Annotated in this window: 19 protein-coding genes; 9 read left to right on the top strand and 10 right to left on the bottom strand. The window is 74.1% G+C overall.

Annotation, left to right across the window (positions count from 1 at the left end):
* Positions 1 to 4 precede the first annotated feature (4 nt).
* Positions 5 to 1,207, top strand: a complete 1,203-nt coding sequence (locus ACBJ59_RS01830) for a glycosyltransferase (protein WP_375108399.1) — start codon at positions 5 to 7, stop codon at positions 1,205 to 1,207.
* Here the strand turns inward: ACBJ59_RS01830 and ACBJ59_RS01835 are convergent.
* From ACBJ59_RS01835 to ACBJ59_RS01860, 6 genes are all read right to left on the bottom strand, one after another.
* Positions 1,192 to 2,076 (bottom strand): hypothetical protein, encoded by an 885-nt coding sequence (locus ACBJ59_RS01835; protein WP_375108400.1) that lies wholly within the window; start codon positions 2,074 to 2,076, stop codon positions 1,192 to 1,194. The two genes, ACBJ59_RS01830 and ACBJ59_RS01835, sit on opposite strands and share 16 nt — an antisense overlap.
* Before the next feature lie 21 nt (positions 2,077 to 2,097).
* Entirely contained in the window at positions 2,098 to 3,006 is a 909-nt protein-coding gene (locus ACBJ59_RS01840; RefSeq protein WP_375108401.1) for a hypothetical protein, read from the bottom strand.
* Between the two features lie 33 nt (positions 3,007 to 3,039).
* On the bottom strand, positions 3,040 to 3,927 hold the full coding sequence (locus ACBJ59_RS01845) for a hypothetical protein (RefSeq protein WP_375108402.1): 888 nt from the start codon (positions 3,925 to 3,927) through the stop codon (positions 3,040 to 3,042).
* Between the two features lie 48 nt (positions 3,928 to 3,975).
* Positions 3,976 to 6,198, bottom strand: coding sequence for an MMPL family transporter (locus ACBJ59_RS01850; protein ID WP_375108403.1), 2,223 nt, complete (start codon positions 6,196 to 6,198; stop codon positions 3,976 to 3,978).
* 103 nt (positions 6,199 to 6,301) lie between these two features.
* On the bottom strand, positions 6,302 to 6,952 hold the full coding sequence (locus ACBJ59_RS01855; protein WP_364132908.1) for a response regulator transcription factor: 651 nt from the start codon (positions 6,950 to 6,952) through the stop codon (positions 6,302 to 6,304).
* On the bottom strand, positions 6,949 to 8,043 hold the full coding sequence (locus ACBJ59_RS01860) for a sensor histidine kinase (protein WP_375108404.1): 1,095 nt from the start codon (positions 8,041 to 8,043) through the stop codon (positions 6,949 to 6,951). Before ACBJ59_RS01860 ends, ACBJ59_RS01855 begins: the two co-directional genes overlap by 4 nt.
* Positions 8,044 to 8,196: 153 nt before the next feature.
* Here ACBJ59_RS01860 and ACBJ59_RS01865 point away from each other — a divergent pair, with 153 nt between their 5' ends.
* The 6 genes from ACBJ59_RS01865 to ACBJ59_RS01890 all read left to right on the top strand — a co-directional run bounded on the left by ACBJ59_RS01865 (position 8,197) and on the right by ACBJ59_RS01890 (position 13,477).
* On the top strand, positions 8,197 to 9,087 hold the full coding sequence (locus ACBJ59_RS01865) for an ABC transporter ATP-binding protein (protein WP_375108405.1): 891 nt from the start codon (positions 8,197 to 8,199) through the stop codon (positions 9,085 to 9,087).
* Complete coding sequence (locus ACBJ59_RS01870; protein ID WP_375108406.1) at positions 9,087 to 9,809, top strand: ABC transporter permease; 723 nt, start codon at positions 9,087 to 9,089, stop codon at positions 9,807 to 9,809. The genes ACBJ59_RS01865 and ACBJ59_RS01870 overlap by 1 nt, the downstream gene beginning before the upstream one ends.
* A gap of 11 nt (positions 9,810 to 9,820) precedes the next feature.
* On the top strand, positions 9,821 to 10,981 hold the full coding sequence (locus tag ACBJ59_RS01875) for a sensor histidine kinase (protein WP_375108407.1): 1,161 nt from the start codon (positions 9,821 to 9,823) through the stop codon (positions 10,979 to 10,981).
* Positions 10,978 to 11,571, top strand: coding sequence for a response regulator (locus ACBJ59_RS01880; RefSeq protein WP_375108408.1), 594 nt, complete (start codon positions 10,978 to 10,980; stop codon positions 11,569 to 11,571). Before ACBJ59_RS01875 ends, ACBJ59_RS01880 begins: the two co-directional genes overlap by 4 nt.
* A 95-nt stretch (positions 11,572 to 11,666) precedes the next feature.
* Positions 11,667 to 12,323: a response regulator transcription factor gene (locus ACBJ59_RS01885; protein WP_364132926.1), complete on the top strand. Its 657-nt coding sequence runs from the start codon at positions 11,667 to 11,669 to the stop codon at positions 12,321 to 12,323.
* A complete protein-coding gene (locus tag ACBJ59_RS01890; protein ID WP_375108409.1) occupies positions 12,320 to 13,477 on the top strand; it encodes a sensor histidine kinase in 1,158 nt (385 codons plus the stop codon). Before ACBJ59_RS01885 ends, ACBJ59_RS01890 begins: the two co-directional genes overlap by 4 nt.
* A 40-nt stretch (positions 13,478 to 13,517) precedes the next feature.
* Here ACBJ59_RS01890 and ACBJ59_RS01895 read toward each other — a convergent pair whose 3' ends face one another.
* The gene (locus ACBJ59_RS01895; RefSeq protein ID WP_375108410.1) at positions 13,518 to 16,361 is read right to left on the bottom strand and encodes an NACHT domain-containing protein; all 2,844 of its coding nucleotides are present in this window, start codon (positions 16,359 to 16,361) and stop codon (positions 13,518 to 13,520) included.
* A 94-nt stretch (positions 16,362 to 16,455) separates the two neighbouring features.
* Positions 16,456 to 18,321 carry a propionyl-CoA synthetase gene (locus tag ACBJ59_RS01900; RefSeq protein ID WP_375108411.1) on the bottom strand — a complete coding sequence of 622 codons (1,866 nt, stop codon included), beginning with the start codon at positions 18,319 to 18,321 and terminating at the stop codon, positions 16,456 to 16,458.
* Between the two features lie 46 nt (positions 18,322 to 18,367).
* Between ACBJ59_RS01900 and ACBJ59_RS01905 the strand changes: the two genes are divergently transcribed.
* Together ACBJ59_RS01905 and ACBJ59_RS01910 are read left to right on the top strand one after the other, a co-directional pair.
* Positions 18,368 to 19,063, top strand: a complete 696-nt coding sequence (locus ACBJ59_RS01905) for a DNA polymerase beta superfamily protein (RefSeq protein WP_375108412.1) — start codon at positions 18,368 to 18,370, stop codon at positions 19,061 to 19,063.
* A gap of 36 nt (positions 19,064 to 19,099) precedes the next feature.
* The gene (locus tag ACBJ59_RS01910) at positions 19,100 to 22,210 is read left to right on the top strand and encodes an AAA family ATPase (protein WP_375108413.1); all 3,111 of its coding nucleotides are present in this window, start codon (positions 19,100 to 19,102) and stop codon (positions 22,208 to 22,210) included.
* A gap of 27 nt (positions 22,211 to 22,237) precedes the next feature.
* Here the strand turns inward: ACBJ59_RS01910 and ACBJ59_RS01915 are convergent, their stop codons facing one another.
* Both ACBJ59_RS01915 and ACBJ59_RS01920 read right to left on the bottom strand, forming a co-directional pair.
* Positions 22,238 to 22,999 carry an arylamine N-acetyltransferase gene (locus ACBJ59_RS01915; RefSeq protein ID WP_375108414.1) on the bottom strand — a complete coding sequence of 254 codons (762 nt, stop codon included), beginning with the start codon at positions 22,997 to 22,999 and terminating at the stop codon, positions 22,238 to 22,240.
* A 36-nt stretch (positions 23,000 to 23,035) separates the two neighbouring features.
* Complete coding sequence (locus ACBJ59_RS01920) at positions 23,036 to 23,980, bottom strand: GNAT family N-acetyltransferase (RefSeq protein WP_375108415.1); 945 nt, start codon at positions 23,978 to 23,980, stop codon at positions 23,036 to 23,038.
* Positions 23,981 to 24,052: the final 72 nt, after the last annotated feature.

Below are 24,052 nucleotides of genomic sequence, written 5' to 3' on the forward strand. Positions count from 1 at the left end.
TCGCATGTCACGAACCCTGCGACTGTTGATCACCGGCGGCGGCACCGGTGGTCACACCTATCCGGCCCTGACGACCCTTTCGGCCGTCCAGCGACGTCAGGTGCCGCACGACGTGCTCTGGGTGGGCACCGCCAACGGCCTGGAGGCGCGGATCACGGCCGAGCACGGCATCCCGTTCAAGGCGATCACCACGGGAAAGCTGCGCCGCCGCCCCAACCTCAAGGAGCTGGGCACGAACATCGCCGACGTGTTCCGCATCCCGATCGGGGTGTTCCAGGCGGTCGGTCACGCGGCCCGCTACCTGCCCGACGTGGTGCTGTCGACCGGGGGTTACGTGGCGGTGCCCATCGGGGTGGCGGCCAAGCTGATCCGCCGGCCGCTGGTGATGCACGAGCAGACGACCGTGGTGGGGCTGGCCAACCGCATCCTGTCGAGGCTGGCGACCCGGATCGCGCTGTCACACGAGTCGTCGCTGGAGTATCTGCCCGCCTCGGCGCGGTCGAAGGCCGTGGTGACGGGCAACCCGATCAGGCCGGAGCTGCTGCAGGGCAACCGGGCGGCGGCCTACGACCTGTTCGGGCTGACGTTCGAGGTGCCGCTGATCTACGTGACGGGCGGTGCGCAGGGCAGCAAGCAGATCAACACGCTGATCGCGGAGATCCTGCCGGTGCTGCTGCCGCACGCGCAGATCGTGCACCAGTGCGGGCCCGCGTGGATCGACCAGATGCGGGCCGTGGCGCTGCCGCCCGACCTGGCCGACCGCTACCACCCGGTGCCGTACGTGGGGGCGGAGCTGGCCGACCTGTTCGCGGCGGCCGACGTGGTGATCTCGCGCAGCGGGGCCGGGACGGTGTCGGAGCTGACCGCCATCGGCAAGCCCTCGGTGCTGATCCCGCTCATCCCGACCGGCGGTGACGAGCAGCGCAAGAACGCCGGCTACCTGGCCTCGGCCGGGGCGGCGCGGGCGCTGCTGGAGCCGCGTCCGACGGGCGAGATGCTGCTGGCGGAGCTGATGCCGCTGCTGGCCGATCCGGGGCTGCGGCAGGCGATGGGGCTGGCGGCGGGCAAGCTGGGCCGGGTGGACGCGGCAGACGCGGTGTGCGACCTGCTCCTGGAGACCGCCGGCCGGCAGGGCTTCCCCGGGGCCCAGGGGTCTCATGGATCCCATGGATCCCAGGGACCTCACGGCTCTTACGGGTCGAGGTAGCGGAAGGCCTCCTGGGCGGAGCTCACGCTCCGCCTCAGCGCCTGCTCCAGCCGGTCGGCGTCCTCGGCCAGGCGCTCCAGCTCCGGGATGGCGAACCCGTCGGCCCCGGTCTCGGCCACCAGCTCCTCGTACTGGTGCAGCCGGCCGCGCAGCTCCTCGATCTGGTGGTGGGCCAGGTACGCGCGCTCGGCCTCGGTGACGTTGGCCGCGTAACGTTCCAGCGCCTCGACCCGGGCCAGCACGGCGTCCTCGCTGCTGTCCAGCGCCCGGGCCAGGGGCTCGGCCACGGCCTCCACCTCGGGCGTGAGCCCCTGGGAGACGGTCTCCCTGTGCTTGGTGCGCAGGGCGGACAGCTTGGCCAGCAACCGGGCGATCTCCCACTCCTGCGCGGGCAGCATCACGCCGTTGCGCACGTCGTCGAGCAGGCCCTCGGCGTTGACGCGGGAGGTGGTCACAGTGGCGATGGCGCGCTGGGCGCGGGCCAGGAGGCGGGCGGAGGACTCGTCGAGGTCCTCGGTGAGCACGTAGCGGCCCTCGTACCAGCGGAGTTGCTCGTAGACCTCCCGCTCGTACTCGTCCTCCTCGTCCTCGGGCAGGTCGTTGCGGACGAACAGGACGATCATCATGGGGATGCCGAGCAGCACGAGCAGCAGCAGGCCGAGCCCGCGGCCCAGGGCCCCGACGCCGAGTAACAGGCCGAAGAAGGCCACCGTGCCGAACGCCGCGATCATCCGGTAGTGCGTGCCGGAGATCGTCCGCCGCGGCTGGGGGACCCAGCCCTGGCGCATCTTGAGCAACACCCGCCGGCTTTCCCTGAGCAGCTGGGCGTCGTCCGGCGGCACCCCGGGGTCTACTACCACATCCGCCACGAATCCGGATCCTAAGCGAAGTCAGCCACCAAGGTGGCGAAAAGCCTCGTGCGCGGAGCTGACACTGTCGCGTAACGCCTGCTCCAGGCGGTCGGCATCGTCGGACAATCGGCTCAGCTCCGGGACCGCGGATCCGTCCGCGCCGGTCTCCGCGAGCAGCTCCTCGTAGCGGGGCAGCCTGGCGCTGAGCTGTTCGATCTGGTGCCGGGCGCGGTAGGCGCGCTCGGCGTCGGCCACGTGGCCGGCGTAACGTTCCAGCGCCTCGACGCGCGCCAGCACCGCCCGCTGGCTGCTGTCGAGGACGTGGGCGAGGGGCTCGGCCACGGCGGCCACCTCGGGCGTGACGCCCTCGGCGACCACCTCCTGGTGCTCGGCGCGCAGCTGTGACAGCTTGGCCAGCAGCCGGGCGATCTCCCACTCCTGCGCGGGCAGCATCACGCCGTTGCGTACGCCGTCGAGCAGCCCTTCGGCGTTCACCCTGGAGTCCATGACCTGCTCGATGGCGGCCTGGGCGCGGGTCATGAGAGCCCTGGCGGGCTCGTCGAGCCGCTCGCGCAGGACGTAGCGGCCCTCGTGGCGGCGGGCGGCCTCGTACACCTCCCGCTCCAGGGCGTGCCGCCGCTCCACCTCGGCGTCGGGCCTGGGCCTGAGCAGGACGCTGACGATGAGCAGCGCCGCCCCCGTCATGATCACCACGAACGGCGGGTAGCGCTCGGCGACGAAGAGCCCCAGGCCGTACACGGCCGCCACCAGGGCCGTCGCGGTGGCCGCCAGCCGGCCCACGAGCCCCACCACGGGCAGGCGGCGCCTGTGCTCGGGAACCCAGCCCGTGTGGATGCGCAGGAGGAGCTTGCGATGGTCACGTAGTAAGGCCGCGACGTCGTCGGGCACTGCCGGATCGACTATCACCTTGGCATGACGTCCGGGCACGTTACCGATCCTATGTGCCGGTCTGTCCGAGAGTCAGCTTTCCAGGTACCGGAACGCCTCGTGGGCGGACTCGACGCTGCGGCGTAAGGTGCGTTCGAGGACGTCGGCGTCCTCGGCCAGCCGCTCGATCTCCGGCACGGCCAGCGAGTCGGCGCCCGACTCGGCGAGCAGCTCCTCGTAGCGGGGCAGCCTGGCGCGCAGCTCCTCGATCTGGCCGCGGGCGTGGTAGGCGCGCTCGGCCTCGGCCACGTGCCCGGCGTAACGTTCCAGCGCCTCGACCCGGGCGACCACGGCGGCCTCGCTGTTGACCAGGGCCCGTTCGAGCGGCTCGATCACCGCGGCCACCTCGGGGGCGATGCCCCTGGACAGCAGCTCGCGGTGCTCCAGGCGCAGCGCCGACAGCTTGGCCAGCAGGCGGGCGATCTCCCACTCCTGGGCGGGCAGCATGATGGCGTTGCGGGCGTCGTCGAGCAGGCCCTCGGCGTTGACGTGGGAGCGCAGCACGGAGCCGATCGCCCGCTGCGCCCTGGTCAGGACGAGCCTGGCGTCCTGGTCGAAGTCCTCGGGGATCAGGAAGCGGCCGTCGTACCAGCGGGCCTGCTCGTACACGCCGCGCTCGTGCGGCCGGTCGTTCTCGGCCACCTCGCTCATGGAGGCGATCTTGACCAGGACGATGAAGACGTACGTGCCGAGGAGCACGAACCCGGCCGGCGCGATCGGCGAGGCCAGCAGCACCGCCATGAGCGCGATCACGACCGGGGTGGCGGCCAGCAGCAGCGCGCTGGAGGGGCTGCGGCGGCGCGACGGGGCCACGCCCGCGGGGGGCACCCACCCGGCTCTGACCCTGGACAACAACGGGGCGTTGGCACGCAACAGTCCGGCAACCTCCGGCGGCACCGCCGGATCGACGACCACACCCACGTTCTGTCCTGGCACCCTGGCGCCCCCAACGCTCGTGATGTTCGGATATTACGTAGTAAACCGCCTGAGTGTCAGCCTCCGAAAGGTCAGGCTGGGGAACCACCAGTTACGCTCGCCGAGCACTTCCATGACGGCAGGCACCAGAACCAGCCGCACCACCGTGGCGTCCACCAGCACCGCGGCGGCCAGACCGACCCCCATGGTGCTCAGCGCGCGATCATCGAAAGCGCCGAACGCGGCGAACACGCAAAACATGATCGTAGCCGCGGCGGTAATGACCCTGGCGGTCTTGGCGAGCCCGGCGGCGACCGCGCGGGCGTTGTCACGGTCCCGCAGATACTCCTCCCTGATCCGGGACAGCAGGAACACCTCGTAGTCCATGGACAGGCCGAACATGATCGTGAACAGCATTGTCGGCACCCACGCGTCGATCGGCCCCGCGGTGCCCCGGCCGAGCACGTCGAACTGGAAGACGGCCACGATCACGCCGTACGCGGCGCCGATGGACAGCAGGTTCACCGCGATCGCCTTCAACGGCAGCACCAGGCTCCGGAACACGGCCGTGAGCAGCACGAACGCCGCCAGCAGCACCGCCCCCACCACCCACGGGAGGCGGTCGGCGGAATGGCGGGAGTAGTCGAGGGCGGCGGCGGTGGAGCCGGTGACGAGCACCGGCCCCGGCAGCTCGGCACGCAGCCGGTGGATGAGCTCCTCCGTGCGCTCGTCCTGCGGGCCGGTGGCGGGGATCACGATCGCGGCGCGCTCCCCGGCGGGGAAGGCCCGCGCGACACCCGGCGTGCCGGCCGCCTGGCCGACCGCCCTGGCGAGGTCCGCGCCCGGCGCCGCGCCGCCGGCGGCCAGGACGAGCGGGCCCGCCATGCCCGGCCCGAAGCCGACGGCGAGCAGGTCGTGGGCGCGGCGCGTGGTGTCGGTGACCGGCCGGTTGCCCGCGTCCGACCAGCCGACGCGCAGGTGCGCGGCGGGCAGGGCGAGCACGCCGAGCGCCACCAGCGCCACCGCGCCGGTCAGCCACGGCCTGCGCTGCACGACCCGGCTCCACCGGTACGACAGCGGTACGCCCTCCTTCCGGCGCGGCAGCGCGAACCTGTCGATCCGCGGGCCGATCATCCGCAGCAGCGCGGGGAGGAGGGTGAGGGCGGCGAGCATCACCATGAGCACGCCGCACCCGGCCGCCAGCGCCACCCCGCCGCCCAGCGACGGGCCGAGGAACAAGATGCCGGAACCGGTGGCGATCACGATGAGCCCGGCGAAGAGCACGGACCGCCCCGCCGTCCGCATCGCCTCCCGCACGGCCTCCTCCACCGCCACCCCCGTACCACCCGCAGGAACCGCACCCCCGCCCGCACTCGCGCCACTGCCCGTGCCCGTGCCACTGCCCGTGCCCGTGCCACTGCCAGTGCCCGTGCCACCGTCTGCGCCCGCGCCTATGCCCGCGCTCGCGCCGTCGCCCGGGGCCGTGTCGGCGGTCCAGGCCGTGCCGCCGGTCGGGGCCGCGAAGGTGCTCGGGCCTCTCCCCACCGTCGGGCGGGCCACCGTCGGGCGGGCGGCCATCGCGGTGCGGAAGCGGGTGACGATCAGCAGGGCGTAGTCGATGCCGACGCCCAGGCCGAGCATGATCGTCAGGTAGACGGCGAAGCTGGGCGTGCCGACCACGTTGGACAGGACGGTGAGCAGCGCGACGCCGCAGGTCACCCCGACCACGCCGACGACCAGCGGGATCGCGGCGCCGATCAGGGAGCGGAACGCCACCAGCAGCACCACCGCGGCGGCCAGCAGCCCGGCACCCTCCGTGACGCCTCCCGGGGTGAAGTCGGCGAAGTCGTCCCCGCTCAGCTCCACGGTCACACCGTCTGCCCGGAAGCCGTCGCGCAGCTCCCCGAGCTGCCGTGCGGCCGCCGGGTCCGGGTAGTCGATCGGGATGGAGGCGATGGTGCCGTCCTCGGAGACGCGCTGGGCGCCGGGGGTCACGTGCACGCCGGGGACGGCGTTCATGCGGGTGACGAGGGCGGCGACGGAGTCGCGTACGGGGGCGGAGTCGACGCCGGACGGGGCGGAGACGACCAGCGCGCCCGGTGCCTCCGGAGCGGCCCCGTCCAGCAGGGCGGCGGCCCGGAGGCTCTCGGAGCCCGGCAGCGAGAAGTCGTCGTCCGAGGGGCCCGGCCAGGTGGCCGCCGCCGCGATGAGCGCGGCCGACAGCGCCACCCACAGCACGACCACCAGCCGCCGGTGACGGATGCAGAAACGAATCATGCGGCGACGCTAGAAAGGGCGGGCACCCGCGGTCGTCGTCCGGACGCGGGCGAGTGACTACATCGATGGCGGTACTCCGCAGGCGGGGGTCGGGGGCCGCCCGTCAGGTGGGGTTGCCGGGGCGGATCAGGCCGGTTTCGTAGGCGATGACGACGAGCTGGGCCCGGTCGTGCACCGACAGCTTGGTCATCATCCGGTTCACGTGCGTCTTGACCGTGAGCGGGCTCATGAAGAGCTCCTCGGCGATCCGGGCGTTCGTCAGGCCGCGGGCGACCCGGGCCAGGACCTCCCGCTCGCGCCCGGTCAGCGGGGCCAGCCGGTCGTCGTCGGGGGCGGCGGGCCGTGCCGTGAACTCCTCGATGAGCCGCCTGGTGACGCCGGGCGACAGCAGCGCGTCCCCCCGGGCGGCCACCCGGACGGCGTGCCGGATCTCGGCCGGCTCCGCGTCCTTGACCAGGAAGCCGCTGGCGCCGGCGCGGAGCGCCTCGTACACGTACTCGTCGAGGTCGAAGGTGGTGACCACGACGACGCGCACGCCGGTGGCGGCCAGGGTGCGGGTGGCCGCCAGGCCGTCGAGCTCCGGCATGCGGATGTCCATCAGGACGACGTCGGGCCGCAGCCGCCGCGTCAGGCGTACCGCCTCGGCGCCGTCGGCGGCCTCGCCGACCACGGTCAGGTCGTCCTCGGTGTCGAGCAGCGCCCGCAGGCCCGCCCGGACGAGGGGCTGGTCGTCGGCCAGCAGGACGCTGATCACGCCGGCAGCCTGGCGGTGACGCGGAAGCCGCCGCCGGGGACGTTCGCGGTGGTCAGCCGGCCGCCCACGGCGGCGACGCGCTCGGCCATGCCGGTCAGCCCGTGCCCGCGCGGGGCCTGGGCGCCCTTCCCGTCGTCGTCCACCCGCACGGTCACCGCCCCGCTCTCGTACGTCAGCGTCACGGTCGCCGCGGTGGCTCCGGCGTGGCGCATGGTGTTGGTCAGTGCCTCCTGCACGACACGGTAGACGGTCAGGTCGGCGGCCGGCGGCAGCGGGCGGCGCTCGCCCTCGACGTCGAGCCGCACGGGCAGCCCGGCCGTCTCCAGCAGCCGGGGCAACTGCGCCGACCCCGGCGGCGGCGCGATACCCGACCCGGGGCGCAGCACGCCGAGCACGGCCCGCATCTCGGACAGGGCCTGCCTGCTGGAGGAGCGGATCACCTGGAGGGCGGCGGCGGCCTCGGACGGGCCGCCGGCGCGTTCGACGGCCTCGGCGGCGACGGCCGCGTGCAGGGCGATCACCGACACCGTGTGCGAGGTGACGTCGTGCAGTTCCCTGGCCACCCGCAGCCGCTCCTCCTGGGCCCGCCGCAGCGCCTCCTCCTCCCGGGTACGCTCGGCGTCGGCCGCCCGCCGCTCCACCTCGGCGGTGTAGGCCCGCCTGGCCCGCGACACCTCCGCCGGCTGCGCCGCCGCCAGCACGAGCAGCGCCCACAGGATCGCGGCCAGCACGATGTCGGTCTCGGGCCGCACGACCGCCACCGCCCCCGGCATCGCCACCAGGAACGCCGCCCCCGCCCAGCCGGCCACCCGGCGCCCCGCGGCGATGGCCGAGAACACGGCGATCAGCGCGGGCACCGGCCACAGCGCGAGCGCGTACCCCAGCGTGAACACGGCCGCCGCCGCCCCCGCGCACAAGGCCAGAGCCAGCTCCGGCCGCCGCTGCCACCAGGCCAGCCCGAGCGCCGCGACGGTCAGCAGCACGTGGCCGAGCAGGTCGAGCGGCCGGGCGCCGGGCTGGTTGCCGTACGCCATGACGGTGGAGGTGTAGACGGCCACCCCCATGCCGCATACCAGGGCAATCGTCCGCATACGTGCACGTTAGTGCGCCCCTCCAGCCCTCCGCGATACCGCCGACGCGGTACCCGGGCTGCACCGGACGCGGTAGCGCATGACGTACGTCATACGGCCCCGGCTGACGTACGGCACTACACCCGCCCCCACCCCCTCCAGCAGGGTGATCGCATGACTGGAAACGCGCTGGAACTCAGGGCCGTCACCAAGACCTACGGCCCGGTCACCGCGCTCGCCGGCGTCGACCTCGAGGTCGGCGAGGGTGAGACGGTGGCGGTGCTCGGCCCCAACGGGGCGGGCAAGAGCACGCTGCTGTCCGTCGCGCTCGGCCTGCTCGCCCCCGGCTCGGGCACCGCCAGGGTGCTCGGCCGCCCGCCGGTCGAGGCGCTGCGGGCGGGCCGGGTCGGGGTGCTGCTGCAGGAGTCGGGCCTGCTGGACGACGTACGGGTGGGGGAGCTGGTGACGGCGGTGGCCGGGATGTACCCCGACCCGCTGCCGCCGGAGCGGGTGATGCGGGCCGCGCGCGTCGAGGAGCTGGCCGGGCAGCGGATCGGGCGGCTGTCGGGCGGGCAGCGGCAGCGGGTCAGGTTCGCGCTGTGCGTGGTCGGGGACCCGGACCTGCTGGTGCTGGACGAGCCGACCGTCGGGCTGGACGTGGAGGGCCGCCGCGCCCTGTGGCAGGAGCTCCGCGCCAGGACCGCGCAGGGGCGCACCGCCGTCTTCGCCACCCACTACCTCGCCGAGGCCGACGACTACGCCGACCGGGTCGTCCTGCTCGCGGCGGGCCAGGTCGTCGCCGACGGCTCCGTGGCCACCGTCAAGGCGCTGGTCGGCGGCGTCGAGGTGCGCTGCGTGCTCGACGCCGCGGACCCCGCCGAGCTGGAGCTGCTGCCCGGGGTGCGGCAGGTGAGCGTGGAGGGGCGCGCGGTCTCGCTGCGCACGAGCGACTCCGACGCGACGTTGCGGGCCGTGTTCGCGATGTACGACGACGTCAGGGACGTGCGCCTGGAGAGCACGGACCTGGAGAGCGCGTTCGTGACCCTGACGGGAGGGCGGGGCTGATGAGGTCGTACCTGAGGCTGGAGCTGGTGCGCGGTTTCCGCAACCCGGTGGGGCTGGTCATGCTGACGGTGTTCCCGCTGGGGCTGTACCTGCTGTGGACCAAGGTGCTCGACGTCGTGCCGCAGGGGCAGGTGGGCGACTTCGCCGCGTACACGATGGTGTCGATGGCCACGTACGGCGCCATGGGCGGCGCGCTGTTCGTCGGGGGCGCCATCGCGCTGGAGCGGAGCAAGGGCTGGCTGGGGCAGCTCGCGGTGACGCCGCTGCCCGCGCACGGCTACGTGACGGCCAAGCTGCTGGGCGGCGCGACGGGGGTGCTGCCGAGCATCCTGGTGATGCTCGCCGCCGGGGCGCTGCTGTCCGGCGTGCGGCTCCCGTTCGGCACCTGGCCGGCCCTGGTGGTGCTGATCTGGGTGGGCGTGCTGCCGTTCGCGGCGCTGGGCATCGCCTTCGGCTACACGATGAAGGGGCAGAGCGCGAACCTGGCCATGATGGCCGTCTATTTCGGCCTGTCGGTGCTGGGCGGGCTGTGGCTGCCGGTGCGGGCCATGCCGGAGGGGATGCGGACGCTGGCCGAGTACAGCCCGGCCTACCAGGCAGGGTCGTTGGGGTGGCGGGCGCTGGAGGGCCGGCCGCCAACGCTGACCTCGCTCGCCGTGCTGGCCGCCTGGACGCTGCTGTTCTGCGCGCTGGCCGTGTGGCGTTACCGTCGGGCAGTGTGACGGTCGTTGCGATGACACGGGTGCGGGATCCGGACTTCAGCCGGGGCCGGACGGCGGCGCGGGCCGGGTCCTGCGCCTGGCTGCTGCTGACCGGCTGGCCGCTGTGGTCGTTCCTGGCCACCGGTCCGGAGCCGCTCCTCGTGGTGGCGGCGCTGGGCGCGCTGGCGGTGTTCGCGGCCTGCTGGGTGGCGATCATGTGGCGGATGCTGAGCGGCCGGGCCATGGTGCCGCGGCGGTGGGCGCTGGCCGGGCTGGTCGGGGCGGGGCTGGCCCTGCTGCCGGTGTTCGGGGAGCCGTGGGCGTACACGTCGTTCGTGTTCGCGATCAGCGCGTTCGCCGCGACGCTGCGCACCCCGGCCTTCGCGGCGGCGTCGGCCGCGACCGCCGTCGGGGAGAGCCTGGCCCTGCTGTCGGCCGGCGTGCCGCTCACCCAGGTCTGGTGGTTGCCCCTCGTCGTCGCGGCGCAGGCCGTGGCGGTGTACAGCATGAAGCACATGGGGCTGCTGGTGGCCCGGCTGAACACCGCCCGGGCCGAGGTCGCGCGGCTCGCCGTGGAGAACGAGCGGCTGCGCTTCGCCAGGGACCTGCACGACACCCTCGGGCACACGCTGACCTCGATCACGATCAGGAGCCAGCTCGCCGCCCGCCTCGCCACCGCCGACCCCGCCCGGGCGGGGCGCGAGATGACCGAGGTGGAGCAGGCCGCGCGGCGGGCCCTGGACGAGGTGCGGCACGCGATCGCGGGCTACCGGGCGCCGTCGCTGTCGGAGGAGCTGGAGAGCGCCACCCGGAATCTGGGGGTGGCCGGGATCGAGGTGACCGTCTCCCCCGCCGACGGGCCCGTCCCCGCCGCCGCCGAGACCCTCCTGGCCTGGGCCGTACGGGAGGCCGCCACGAACGTCCTGCGCCACAGCCGGGCCCGGCGCTGCTGGATCGACCTGCGCGTGAGCGGGACGGCGGCCGCCCTGGAGGTCCGCGACGACGGCCGCCCCACCCCGCTGCCCCGAACCGGGCCGGAAGGGGCCGGGAACGGGCTGGCCGGGCTGGCCGAGCGCGTCGGCGCCGCCGGGGGGCGCCTGGAGGTGGGGGCGCGCCCCGAAGGCGGCTACCGTCTCTACGTGCGGGTCCCGCTGGAGACCAGCACCCCGGACCCCGCCGGGGCGGACTCATGATCCGGGTGCTGATCGCCGACGACCAGGACCTCGTCAGGGGCGGCCTGGCCGCGCTGCTCGGCCTGGAGGACGACATCGAGGTCGTGGCCGAGGTCGGCCGCGGCGACGAGGTGATGGCGGCGACCCGGGAGCACGCCCCCGACGTGATCCTCCTCGACATCGAGATGCCCGGCCTGTCCGGCCTGGAGGTCGCCGAGCGCCTGCCCGGCCACCGGGTGATCATCGTGACCACGTTCGGCCGCCCCGGCTACCTCAGCCGGGCGCTGGCCGCGGGCGTGGCCGGTTACGTGGTGAAGGACACCCCCGCCGCCGAGCTGGCCGCCGCCGTGCGCAGGGTGATGGCCGGCGAGCGCGTCATCGACCCCAAGCTGGCCGTGGCCGCCATGACCACCGGCCCGAGCCCTCTCACCCAGCGGGAGGCCGAGGTGCTGCGCGTCGCCGCCGGCGAGGCCACCGTGGCCGACATCGCCCGGCGGCTGTTCCTGACCGAGGGCACCGTACGCAACTACCTGTCGTCGGCCATCGGCAAGACGGGAGCCCGCAACCGCGCCGAGGCCGTACGCGTGGCGGAGTCGCGCGGCTGGCTGTGACCCCCCGGGTGCGCGCTAGCCTGGGGCGCTGTGGTTATGCCCGCGTTATGCCGTTCGCAGCAGACTGGCGGCATGCAAGATCTTTTGGGGGCGCGGTGCGGGTTCTGATCGCCGAGGACGAGCGGATGCTCGCCGACTCGATCGCCGAAGGGCTGCGCGGGGAGGCGCTGGCCGTGGACGTCGCCTACGACGGGGACGCGGCGCTCGAACGGCTCGGCGTGCACGACTACGACGTGCTGATCCTCGACCGCGACCTGCCGGGCACGCACGGCGACGAGGTGTGCAGGACGGTGGTCGAGCGCGGCGGGCTGGTGCGGGTGCTCATGCTGACCGCCGCCTCCGACGTGCGGTCCCGGGTGGCGGGGCTGTCTCTGGGGGCCGACGACTACCTGCCCAAGCCGTTCGCGTTCGAGGAGCTGCTGGCCCGCGTGCACGCGCTCGGGCGGCGGGCGCGCAAGGCCGACCCGCCGATGCTGGAGCGGGCCGGGGTGCGGCTGGACTGGGCGCACCGGCAGGTGTTCCGCGACGGGCGCTACGTGCCGCTGGCCCGCAAGGAGTTCGGCGTGCTGGCGGAGCTGCTGCGCGCCCAGGGGGCGGTGGTCTCGGCCGAGACGCTGCTGGAGAAGGTGTGGGACGAGCACATCGACCCGTTCACGAACACGGTGCGTACGACGATGATGAAGTTGCGCAAGAAGCTCGGCGAGCCCCAGGTCATCGAGACCGTGCCCGGTTCGGGCTACCGCATCCCATGAGCGCCCGGCTGCGTTTCGCCCTGGCCTGCGCCGGGGTGTTCCTGGTGCTCGGCGGCCTGGTCACGGCCGGGGTCTACCTCGTCGTACGCCAGAGCCTCGAATACCGGACGGGCCTGCTCACCCCCGAGCGCATCACCATCGACGGCTGGCGGACCTTCCGCCGGCTGGACGACCCGTACGAGATCGCGCGGCAGCGGGCCATGCAGGTCCGCACCGTCTACCAGCGCGACACGCTCGGCAACGTGCGCACCGCCGGCCTCATCGGGATCCCGGCCGGCGCGGCGGGGGCGTTCGGGCTGGGCTGGTGGTCGGCCGGGCTGGTGCTGCGGCCGCTCAGGCGGGTCACCGAGACGGCGCGGCGGGTGGCGCAGAGCCACGACCTGACCGAGCGCATCGGCTACGACGGCCCCCGGGAGGAGCTCAAGGAGCTGGCCGACAGCTACGACGCCATGCTCGCCCGGCTGGCCCGCTCGTTCGACGGCCAGCGCAGGTTCGTCGCCAACGCCTCCCACGAGCTGCGCACGCCGCTCACGATCAACCGCACGCTGGTGGACGTGGCCGTGCGGCGGCCGGACGCGACCGACGACGTCAAGCGGCTGGGCGAGTCGCTGCTGCTGGTCAACACCCGTCACGAGCGCCTCATCGACGGCCTGCTGGCGCTGGCCGAGGGCGAGCAGGCGGTGCTGGACCGGCGGCCGTTCGACCTGACGGACGTGGCCGAGCACGTCCTCGACCAGGCCGCGGCCGAGGCGGCCGAGCGGGAGGTGAGCATGCACCGGCTGCTCGACTCGGCCCCGACGGCGGGCGAGGCGGTGCTGGTGGAGCGGATGGTGCAGAACCTGGTGGAGAACGCCGTCCGGCACAACCACCCCAAGGGCGAGGTGTGGGTGACGACGCGGCGGCGGACCGGCCAGGTGGAGCTGGTGGTGGCCAACACGGGGCTGCAGGTGCCGGCGTACGAGATCGAGACGATCTTCGAGCCGTTCCGGCGGCTGCACGGCGACCGGCTGCGCTCGGAGCGGGGCAGCGGGCTCGGCCTGTCGATCGTACGGGTGATCGCCGAGGCGCACGGCGGCACGGTCACGGCCCGGCCGCGGGACGAGGGCGGGCTGACGATCACGGTGGAGCTGCCCGCCGGCGAGTCCGTGCCGTAGCCGTGCCGTAGCCGTCCCCTGGTCGTGCCCTGGTCGTGCCCTAGCCTTCGTCCGGCATCAGGGCGCTCTGGTGGATCTCCCACAGGGCGGTCTCCGGGATGCCCGCCTTGACCAGCTGCTCCCAGGTCGCCATCCGGTCCGCCGGGTCGGCCAGCAGGGCGTGCAGGAGCGGCCGCAGCTCGGCCCGGTCGGCCCCCTCCTCGTGCCACATCGCGCCCAGCGCCTGGTGCATGGCCGGAGACCGGACGGCCACCGTGCGCAGCAGCTCCTGCAGGATGGCGGCACGATCCCGGTACGGCAGGGCGCGCCCCTCCCCCAGCGCCCGCAGCAGCAGGTCGAGCAGCCGGCGGTGGCGGGGCGCGTGCCCGGTGGCCACGGCGACGACGACGTCGCCCATGCCCGTGGGCTCCGTGCCGGCCCCGAGCACCACGTCCTCCCGGCCGCCGTCCATCACCCGGTGCGCCGACAGGGCGGTGACCAGCCCCGACCAGCCCTCCTGCCCGAGCTGCCCCTTCCACAGGTGGGTGAGCGAGGACCACTGCTCCAGGTGGTCGGGGCCGGGCAGGAGCGAGGAGACCGTGACGGGCTCCTCCGAGGCGGTGACGATGAGGAGGGTGAGGTTCGCCGAGTAGGCGGCCAGGCGGCGGGTCATCGTATGGCGTACCGGGCGGAAGCCGGTGAAGTGGCGCCTGGGCCGCTCGTGCAGGGAGCGCCGCAGCAGCCCCGACAGCTGCTCCACGCAGCGGGCCCGCACCTCCGAGGGCACCTCGGCCAGCAGCTCCAGGATGAACCCGACCGTCGGGCCCCGCTCGGCCAGGCAGGAGTGGGAGATGACGGCGTACAGCAGGTCGTCGTCCACGGCCTGCACCAGGGCGAGTGGCTCGTCCCCCAGCAGGTGGCGGCGCCGGTCGAGGTCGCGCAGCGCGTACATGGTCAGCCAGGCCACCAGGAACTCGCCGAACGTGGAGTGCAGGAACGCGTGGCCTTTCCTGCGGACGAAGAAGAACCGCTCGGTGGCCTTGCGCGCCCAGTCGACCCGCTCCTGCTCCTCGCCGGGGTCCTCCTCGCCGCCGTGGCACAGGGCCGGCACGTCCCGGTCGAGCTCCTCGTCGGTGATGACCTGGCTGCCGCGGGCCAGCATGGACAGCGCCACCGAGCCGAGCAGCACGAGCTCCTGGTCGATCGCCACCCGGCGGGCCCCGCCGGTCTCGCGTTCGGTGTAGTCGCGCAGCAGGACCTCGTACAGGCGGGACCGGCCGAGCGGGCCGTGGTCGTGCTGCAGCGCGTTGCCGCCGGCGTCGTAGAGGGCGAGCAGCAGCAGGAGCAGCGGGTGCCGGGCCATGTCGCCGTGGACGAGCGCCGCCTCGGCGGGCAGCGGCTTCAGGTCGCGCCGGGCCAGCAGGGCGCGGTTGGCCTGGTCCCAGATGTCGAGCCACTGGCGTACCTGGTCGTCGTCGAACGGCTGCAGCTGCAGCGCCAGCAGCCCGTCGGGGAAGCGGACGCGGTCGGCCACCACCGTGCGGCTGGTCACGATCACCGCGACCGGCCGCCCGAGGCCGGCCTCCCTGGCCTGGAACTCGTGCACGCGCTCCAGGTAGTCGTAGCGGCCGGTGTCGCCCTGGACCAGCTCGTCGAACCCGTCCAGCAGGATCACCGGCATCGCGCCGTCCCCGGCCGCCACCAGGTCGGCGTAGGACACCTCCTCCCCCAGCACCGCCGCCACGGCCTGCTCGACCTGCTCGGTCAGGCTCGCCCGGGCCCGCACCTGGCGCAGCTCCACCCTGATCGGCAGGAACTCCGACCTGGCCAGCCGCGCGGCCAGCACCTCGGTCAGCTTCGTCTTGCCCGAGCCGGGCTCGCCGAGCACGAGCAGCGGCGCCCGCGTGGCGCGCAGCGAGGTGAGGTGCCCGGCGAGGAACGCCTCGGCGTCGGGCAGCAGCCGCTGGCGCTCCCACCAGCTCCGTTGCGCGGGCTCGGACTCGCGCCTGAGCTCGGCCACCCGGCAGCGCGGGCTCAGGTAGCCCTCGCCCAGCAGCGGCAGCGAGACGTCCTCCGGGTGCTTGCCGGCCAGCAGGAGCGGCTGGTCGAGCGCGTTCGCGGCCATCCGCACCTGGTGGATCATGGGGCGGTCGCCGACCCGGGGCGGGGCCAGCTCGGCCAGCAGCCACGCCACCCGCGACAGCGCCGTGGCCGATGGCGGCCGCTCGGTCACCAGGCTGCGCACCCCGAACTCGTGGCTGTCGAGGGCCAGCGACCGGTAGTCCTCGTCGTAGATGCGCAGCGCGTGCGCGGGCGGCCCCTCCGCGAGCAGCCGGGGCAGCAGGAGCTGGTCGTCGACCGGTAGCTCGTCCCAGACCGCCAGGCCGCCGACGTATCCCGCCACGGCCTCGGACATGCGCTGATAGGCACGTTCCACGGCCGTGCGGGTCTCGGAGAAGGGCACGTGCGGCTCGGGCGTGGGCAGCCGCTCCAGCAGCAGGCTCGCGATCAGCCTGGCGAAGCGCTCCTGCGTCGGCACGCCGTGGGAGATCGTGCGGGCGCTGCCGCCGTGGTCGAGCTGGTCCAGCGTGAAGGGCAGCTTCGCCTCGCCGAGCGCCTCGAAGTAGGCCGCCACGACGATCGCGGCGTGCGCCGCGGCCAGCCGCTGCGTGCGCGTGAACCGGTCGACGCCGCTCCTCAGCTCCGGCATGCGGCGTACGACGTCCTCGCCGTAGGCGATGATGCCGTCGCGCATGTCACGCAGGTTGGTCGCGAGCCGAGGGCCGCCGGCCAGCGCCCACCCGGTACGCTCCGCCGCCGAGGCGAGCCCGATCACCTTGACGAGCCTGCCGTCCTTGCATCCGAGAATCCTCAGGGCGTCGGCGTAGCTCGGGGTATCGATCATGGCCTTCTCCCGGGACTGGGATGTCCCATCATGCGCTGAACGCCCCGATCTCCGCAGGCTCCTTCGCCAGGACGATCTGAACGTTACCTGCGCGTCATGTTCCCTTCACGGCTTGTGCGATCTCCGGCAGCGCAGCGGGATCCTCGATGGTGGACGGCGCCGTGTACGGGTTGCCGTCGGCGATGTCCCGCATCGTGGCCCGCAGGATCTTGCCCGAGCGGGTCTTCGGCAGCCGGGCCACCACGACGGCGCGGCGGAAGGCGGCGACGGGGCCGATGCGCTCGCGTACGAGGGCGGTCAGCTCGCGCTCCACCTCCTCCGGGTCGCGCCCGGCGCCCGCCTTCAGCACCACGAACCCCATCGGGAGCTGCCCCTTCAGCTCGTCGGCCACCCCGATCACGGCGCACTCGGCCACGTCGGGGTGCGAGGCGATGACCTCCTCCATCGAGCCGGTCGACAGCCGGTGGCCGGCCACGTTGATCACGTCGTCGATGCGGCCCATGACGTAGAGGTAGCCGTCGCCGTCCAGGTGGCCGCCGTCGCCCGTCAGGTAGTGGCCGGGGTAGCGCTCGAGGTAGGAGCGGGTGAAGCGGGCCTCGTCGCGGTAGAGGGTGGGCAGCGCGCCGGGCGGGAGCGGGAGCTTCACGGTGACCGCGCCCTCCGTGCCCGGCGGGCAGTTTTTGCCGTCGGCGTCGAGGATGTGCACGTCCCAGCCGGGTACGGGTTTCGTCGGCGAGCCGGGCTTGATCGGCAGGGCTTCGACGCCGACGCAGTTCGCGGCGATGGGCCAGCCGGTCTCGGTCTGCCACCAGTGGTCGATGACGGGGATGCCGAGCAGGTCGGAGGCCCAGTGGTAGGTGTCGGGGTCGAGCCGTTCGCCGGCCAGGAACAGGTACCGCAGCCCGGACAGGTCCCACTTTTTCGCGAAATTGCCGGATGGGTCCTCTTTTTTGATGGCGCGGATCGCGGTCGGCGCGGTGAACAGCGTGCGCACGTCGTGCGTGGCCACCACCCGCCAGAACGCGCCGGGGTCGGGCGTGCCGACGGGCTTGCCCTCGTACAGCACCGTCGTGCAGCCCGCCAGCAGCGGCGCGTAGACGATGTAGGAGTGGCCGACCACCCAGCCCACGTCGGAGGCGGCCCAGTAGACCTCGCCGGGGGCGGCGCCGTACACGTTGGCCATGCTCCAGTGCAGCGCCACCGCGTGCCCGCCGTTGTCGCGCACGACGCCCTTGGGCGAGCCGGTGGTGCCGGAGGTGTAGAGGATGTAGAGCGGGTCGGTCGCGGCCACGCTCACGCATTCGGCCGGCTCGGCCTCGCCCACCGCCGCCGCCCAGTCGAGGTCGCGCCCCTCCCGCAGCTCCGCCACGCACTCGGGCCGCTGCAGGACCACGCACCGGCCGGGCTGGTGCCCGGCCTGCTCCAGCGCGGCGTCCAGCAGCGGCTTGTACGCCACCACCCGGTTCGGCTCGATCCCGCAGGACGCCGACAGCACCACCTTGGGCCGGGCATGGTCGATCCGCACCGCCAGCTCCCTGGCCGCGAACCCGCCGAACACCACCGAGTGCACCGCCCCGAGCCGCGCGCAGGCCAGCATCGCGACCACGGCCTCCGGCACCATGGGCATGTAGATCACCACGGTGTCCCCGGCCACCACGCCGAGGCCGCGCAACATCCCCGCCGTCCGGGCCACCTGGTCCCGCAGCTCGGCGTAGGTGTACGTGCGCGTGGAGCCGGTGACCGGGCTGTCGTGGATGAGTGCCGCCTGCCCGCCCCGCCCGGCCGCGACGTGCCGGTCGAGGGCGTTGTGGCAGGTGTTGAGCCGCCCGTCGGGGAACCACCGGCCCTCGGCGTACACGGTGGCGGGCGCCACGTCCCAGTCGATCCCGAGCGCCGCCTCACCCCAGAACTCCTCGGGCCGCTCGATGCTCCGCCGGTATGCCTCGTCATAAGCGCTCACTTGTCGATCAGAACAGCCGTTGCCCCCATGGCGCAAGATAGGGCGGGTGAACGATGACGTGATCCTTTCCGTGGTGGTGGGGTCCCGGGCGTACGGGCTGGAGACCGACGCCTCGGACACCGACCGCCGGGGCGTGTTCGTGGCGCCCACCTCGGCGTTCTGGCGGCTGGACAAACCGGCGACGCACCGGGACGGGCCGCTGCCCGAGCAGTTCTCCTGGGAGGTGGAGCGCTTCTGCTCCCTGGCCCTCGACGCCAACCCCACCGTCCTGGAGTGCCTGTGGTCCCCGATCGTGGAGGTGATCACGCCGGCCGGGCGGCGGCTGCGGGACCTGCGCGGGGCGTTCCTGTCGCAGCGGGCGCACCGGTCGTTCACCGGGTACGCCGAGGCCCAGTTCCGCCGCCTCGACCCCGACCGGATGAACGGGAAGCAGGCCATGCACATGGTGCGGCTGCTGCTCAGCGGCCAGCACCTGGTGCGTGAGGGGGAGCCGCTCGTCGGGGTGGGGGCCCACCGGGAGCGGCTGCTGGCGATCCGGCGCGGCGAGGTGCCGTGGGGCGAGGTGGACGCCTGGCGGGCCGCCCTGTCGGCGGAGCTGGCCGCCGAGCCGAGCGTGCTGCCGGAGTTGCCGGATCGGGAGCGGGTGGAGGAGTTCCTGGTCGGGGTGCGCGTGGAGAACCTGCCGTCACCCGTGCCCGGCCCCGCCGGCGCCCCTCCTCGGCTCCGCGCCGGGGGAGCCTGACGCCGTCCCTTGGTGCCTGCGGGCAGAATCGGTGATGTGACGTTGGTGGGCAGGAAGGACGCGCTGGGGGTCGTCGAGGAGGTCCTGCTGGCCGGGTCCGGGTGCGTGGTGGTGGAGGGGCCAGCCGGGATCGGCAAGAGCCGCCTGCTGGAGGAGGCCGCCGGACTCGGGCGGTCAGCCGGACTCGGGCGGCCGGCCGGACTCGAGCGGTCAGCCGGGCGGGTGGTGGCGGCCGGGCGGGCCACCGAGCTGGACCGGGTGGCGCCGCTGTCCACGCTGTGGCGGGCGCTGGGCCCTTCGGAGGGGGCGCCGGGCCCTTTGGAGGGCGCGCTGCCGGCTCCGGAGCGCGGGCCGGACGGCGGTTTCCGCGCGATCGAGCGGCTCGGGGAGGAGATCGACCGGTTCACCCGGTCCCGGCCGCTGGCGATCGTCCTGGATGACGTCCAGTGGGCGGACGAGCTGACGTGCCTGGCGCTGCGGCAGCTCGTGCCCGGGCTGGCCGGGTCGCCGGTCGTGTGGCTGCTGGCCCGGCGGCCGCTGCCGGAGCAGGAGGCGGTGGAGCGGCTGATCGCCGAGGGCAGCGCGCGGAGGGTGCCGCTGCCGCCGCTCGCCCCGGACGAGGCGGCCGAGCTGTGCGGGCGGCTGCTCGGGGCCGAGCCGGGGGCGTCGGTGCTGGAGCTGGCGCGGGCCGCCGGCGGGAACCCGTTCCTGCTGGAGGAGGTCCTGAGCGGGCTGCTGGCGGAGGGCCGGATCACGGTGCGCGGCGGTGTCGCCTCGGTGCGCGGCGGCCTCGCCTCGGTGTCCGGCGCGTCGGCGCTGCCGGCGGGGTTCGTGGCGGCCGTGGAGCGGCGGTTGCGCGATCTGTCGGCGGAGGCCCGGCGGTTGCTGGAGGTGGGGGCGGTGCTGCGGCGGCCGTTCTCCGTGCACGAGGCCGCCGGGATGCTGGGGGTCCCGCCCGGGGCGCTGCTCGGGCACGTCGACGGTGCCGTGCGCGCGGGCGCGCTCGTCGGGGAGGGTGACCGGCTGGCGTTCCGGCACGACCTCATCAGGGAGGCGGTGTACGGGGGTCTCGGGGCGGCGATCAGGACCGCCCTGCACCGGGAGGCGGCGACCGTACTCCGGCGCGAGGGGCGCCCGCCGGCGGAACTGGCCGAGCACCTGCGGCACGGGGCCCGGGTGGGCGACCTGGCGGCGGTCCGGGAGCTACGGGCGGCGGCGGAGGAGATGAAGGCCGTCGCCCCCTCGGCCGCCGCCGACCTGATGCTCCGAGCACTCGACCTGACGGGCCGGCGCCCGGTCGCGGCAACCCCGCCCCAAGAGGGACACGCCCCCGCCACCGCCTACAGCCCGATGCCCGGCCGCCCAGGTGACCTCCCGATGCCCGGCCAGCCTGGCGGTCCGGCGTCCGAGGCGCCCCACGAGCCTGACGAGCCCGCCGCCGGCACAGGCGGTGGCCCGGGCCTCGTACCGGGCGGTGTGCCGGAAGCCGTGCCAGGCGGTGTGCCGGAAGCCGTGCCGGGCGATGAGCCGGAGGGCTTGGTGGGTGGCGGGCTGGTGGGTGGGGGGCTGGTGGCTGGGGTGGTGCGGTTGCTGGCTTCGGCGGGGCGGCTGGGTGAGGCGCGGGAGATCGCCGACGGGCAGGGCGTGGCTCTGGGGGTGGCGGAGGAGGCGGGGATCGCGCTCGGGCTGGCGGAGGCGCTCAAGCACGCCGGTGACGACGAGGGGGTCATCCGGCGGACCGGCCGGGTGCTGGCGCTGCCCGGGGTGCCGGTGCGGGAGCGGGCGCGGTTGCTGGCCGTACGGGCGCACGCGCTGATGATGACCGGCCGGATCGATGCGGCCGACGCGGCAGCGATGGAGGCGGTCGCGGAGGGCGAGGTGTTCGCCCAGGTGGTGGGGTTGCAGGCACGCTCCACCGTGGCGATCTTCCGTGGCGACCTGGGGGACGCGCTGCGGCACGCGGAGCGGGCGGTGGGGCTGGCGGACGCGGCGGGCGGGGAGACGGCGCACCGGCATCCGCGGTTGTGGCTGGGGTCCGCGCTGACGGCGCTGGACCGGTTCGAGGAGGCGCGGGACACGTACGCGGTGGTCGAGCGGGAGTCCGGCCGGCTCGGTACGGCATGGGCGCTGCCGCTGCTGCACCGGTTCCGGGCCGAGCTGTGGCTGGCATGGGGGCGGCTGGACGACGCGGCGGCCGAGGCGGAGACGGGGCTGCGGGTGGCGGAGCAGCTCTCGGCGATGGCGCTGGCCCCGGCGCTGCTGGGCGTGCTCGGGCACGTGACGCTCCTGCGCGGTGACCCGCAGACGGCGCAGGAGTTCCTGGACCGGGGACGGGAACTGGCGGGCGACGGGGCCGGGCTGGTGGCCGAGGAACTGCGATGGCGTTCACCCGCTCTCTCGGCGCCTCAACCAGCCGCGCTCACGGATGGTCGCCGGTCCGTGCCCGACCCTTCGGCGGGCGAGCTCCTTAGTGCCGGTCCTTCCGGGCTCGGTGCTGCGGTGGGCGGGGGCGCGGTGAGTGGGGCGATGGCGTACCTGATCGTGCAGGAGCCGTGGATGGCGGCGCGGTGGCGGGGGGTGGCCGGGGTGGTGGAGTGCGTGCGGGACCTGGCTCGGCGCAATCCCGGTCACCTGTCCCTGGCGGCGGGGGCCGCGCACGCCGAGGGGAGGCTGGAGGAGGCGATCGGGCTCTATCGGGCCGGTCCCAGGCCGCTCGGGCTGGCGGCGGCGCTGGAGGAGGCGGGGCGGCGGGCCGAGGCTCTCGCGGTGTACCGGGCGTGTGGCGCGGTATCTCCCGCCGAATCCGGCATAGGACCGCCGGCCTCCCCCGACCGGCCTGGGCTTGGACCGCCGACATCCCCCGGCCGGCCTGGGGTTGGACCGCCGACATCCCCCGGCCGGCCGGGGCAAGGGCCGGGGGCCCGGGAGGCGGGGGCCGGGCAGGGGTGGGCGGCGTTGACGGCGGCCGAGTTGCGGGTCGTACGGCTCGTCGCCCAGGGCATGACGAACAGGGAGGCCGCGGCGGCCCTGTTCCTGTCCCCGCACACCATCGACACCCACCTCCGCCACGCCTTCGCCAAGCTCGGGGTGAACAGCAGGGTGGAGCTGACCCGCCAGGCGCTCACCCACGAGCCCCCCGGCCCGTGACACCTGCCGATCACACCGGCGGGGCGGTCAGGGCGGGAGCAATGGCAGCAGGGCTCGCGCGTCCTGCTCCGTGAGCGAGATCCCGAGCTCGTCGCGCAGCCACCCGGCCAGCTCCCCCGCCCCGGAGAACGTCATCCCCTCCAGCCGGATCCGGGCGTCGGCCGTCGTCCGCTGGGCGAGCACGTGCCGGACGAACGGCGAATGCGGGCTGTTGGCCACGTAGAAGTTCGCCACCTCGAAGTCGCTCGGGAGCTGCGGCTCGTCCGCCCGGAACGCGTACAGCTCCGTCTCCTCCGACGACAGAACCCAGAACTCCTCGTCGCGCCCGAGCCGCCACCGCCACGCGCCCGACTCCAGCGACGCCCCCTCCTCGAACGGGATCGGCTCCACCAGCCCCTCCCCGCCGAACCCGACGTCGGCCAGCCACGTGCGCCCGCCCGCCCGGACGGTGAGGGTGGCGTGCGAGCGGGGCAGGTGGCGGCGGCCCAGCCGGATCCTGGCCAGGTGCCGGGTGACGGGGAAGCCGAGGCGTTCCAGGGCGGCGGCGAACAGCAGGTTGTGCTCGTGGCAGTAGCCGCCGCGCCCGCCGGTCACCAGCTTGTCCTGAAGGCTGCCCAGGTCGAGGAGGATCCCCCGGCCGAGGAGCACGTCCAGGTTCTCGAACGGGATGGAGCGCACGTGCCCCAGGTGGATGGCGCGCAGCGTCTCCGCCGTCGGGGTACGCGGCCCGTCGTGGCCGATGCGATTCAGATAGGCGTCAAGGTCGAGCTTCTCGATGTCCCATGTCATGGGATCGACGATGGCCGGTACGTGGTCCGGCGCGCATCACGTGTTCACGGGATTCGCCGACAAGACCAGCCTGATGGCGAAATTTCGGTACCCGGCCCGCTCGAACGCCCTGGCCATCGGCACGTTGCCCGCGTCCGTGTCGGCCACGATCCGCCGCACCCCGCGCCCGGCGTGGCAGCGGGTGATCTCGGCGAGCAGGTCGTCGACGTACCCGTGGCCGCGCTGCTCCGGCACCACCCCGAGATAGCCCACCACGGGCCCGCCGCTGTTGGCCGACGGCAGCGCGACCCCGACGAGCGCACCGCCCTTGTCGTACGCCAGCCGCCACCAGGCCCGCTCCCCCGGCATCGACCGGTAGTCGCGGACGTCCTCCCGCGCCTGGGCCACCGGGTCCATGGTGGCCAGGGCCTGGCGGGTGTGGAAGTCGAGCGTCCCCTCCGCCACCCTCCGGAACGCCGACACGAACGCCCCGTCGTCGTCATCGCCCCGGAAGACGAGCCGTTCCGAGGGCTCGGGCACGGGGGCGTCGCCCTCCGTCCAGGCGTAACGCAGGCGTTCCAGCTCCTCTGTCAGCCCGGCGCGCCCCGCCGCCGCCCATCGCCAGGCCACCGCTGCGCCGGCTCTGGGGTCGTCGCGCCAGCCGTTGGGGACGAAGACGTGATAGGCGGGCGCCTGCCCGTAACGGGCATGGGCCCGGCGCAGCAGCTCGGCGGCCACGCTCACGCGGTCGCCGGCCGACGGGTGAACGTACAGGCAGTCGAGCGCGAGCGGGCCGGTGCTGTCCGGGAAGCCCCACCACACGGCTCGGGCCAGGATCTCGCCGCTCTCCTCGTCCTCGGCGAGCCAGATGTGGTCGAAGCGGTAGTTGCCGCTCTCCAGGTACGACATCAGCCGGTCGGGGTGGGACCAGCTGATGGACTCGTCGACGACGCAGCCGAGCAGGCGGTCTAGATCGTCCTCGACGGCGGGACGGAAACGCATGAATCCTCCGAGAAGCAGAAGCGGGCGCGGAGAGCGCCCAGGTAAGTACCGAACATCTCAGCGCCTCCTTTC

It is taken from the genome of Nonomuraea sp. MTCD27 (assembly GCF_041950495.1).
Lineage (GTDB): Bacteria > Actinomycetota > Actinomycetes > Streptosporangiales > Streptosporangiaceae > Nonomuraea.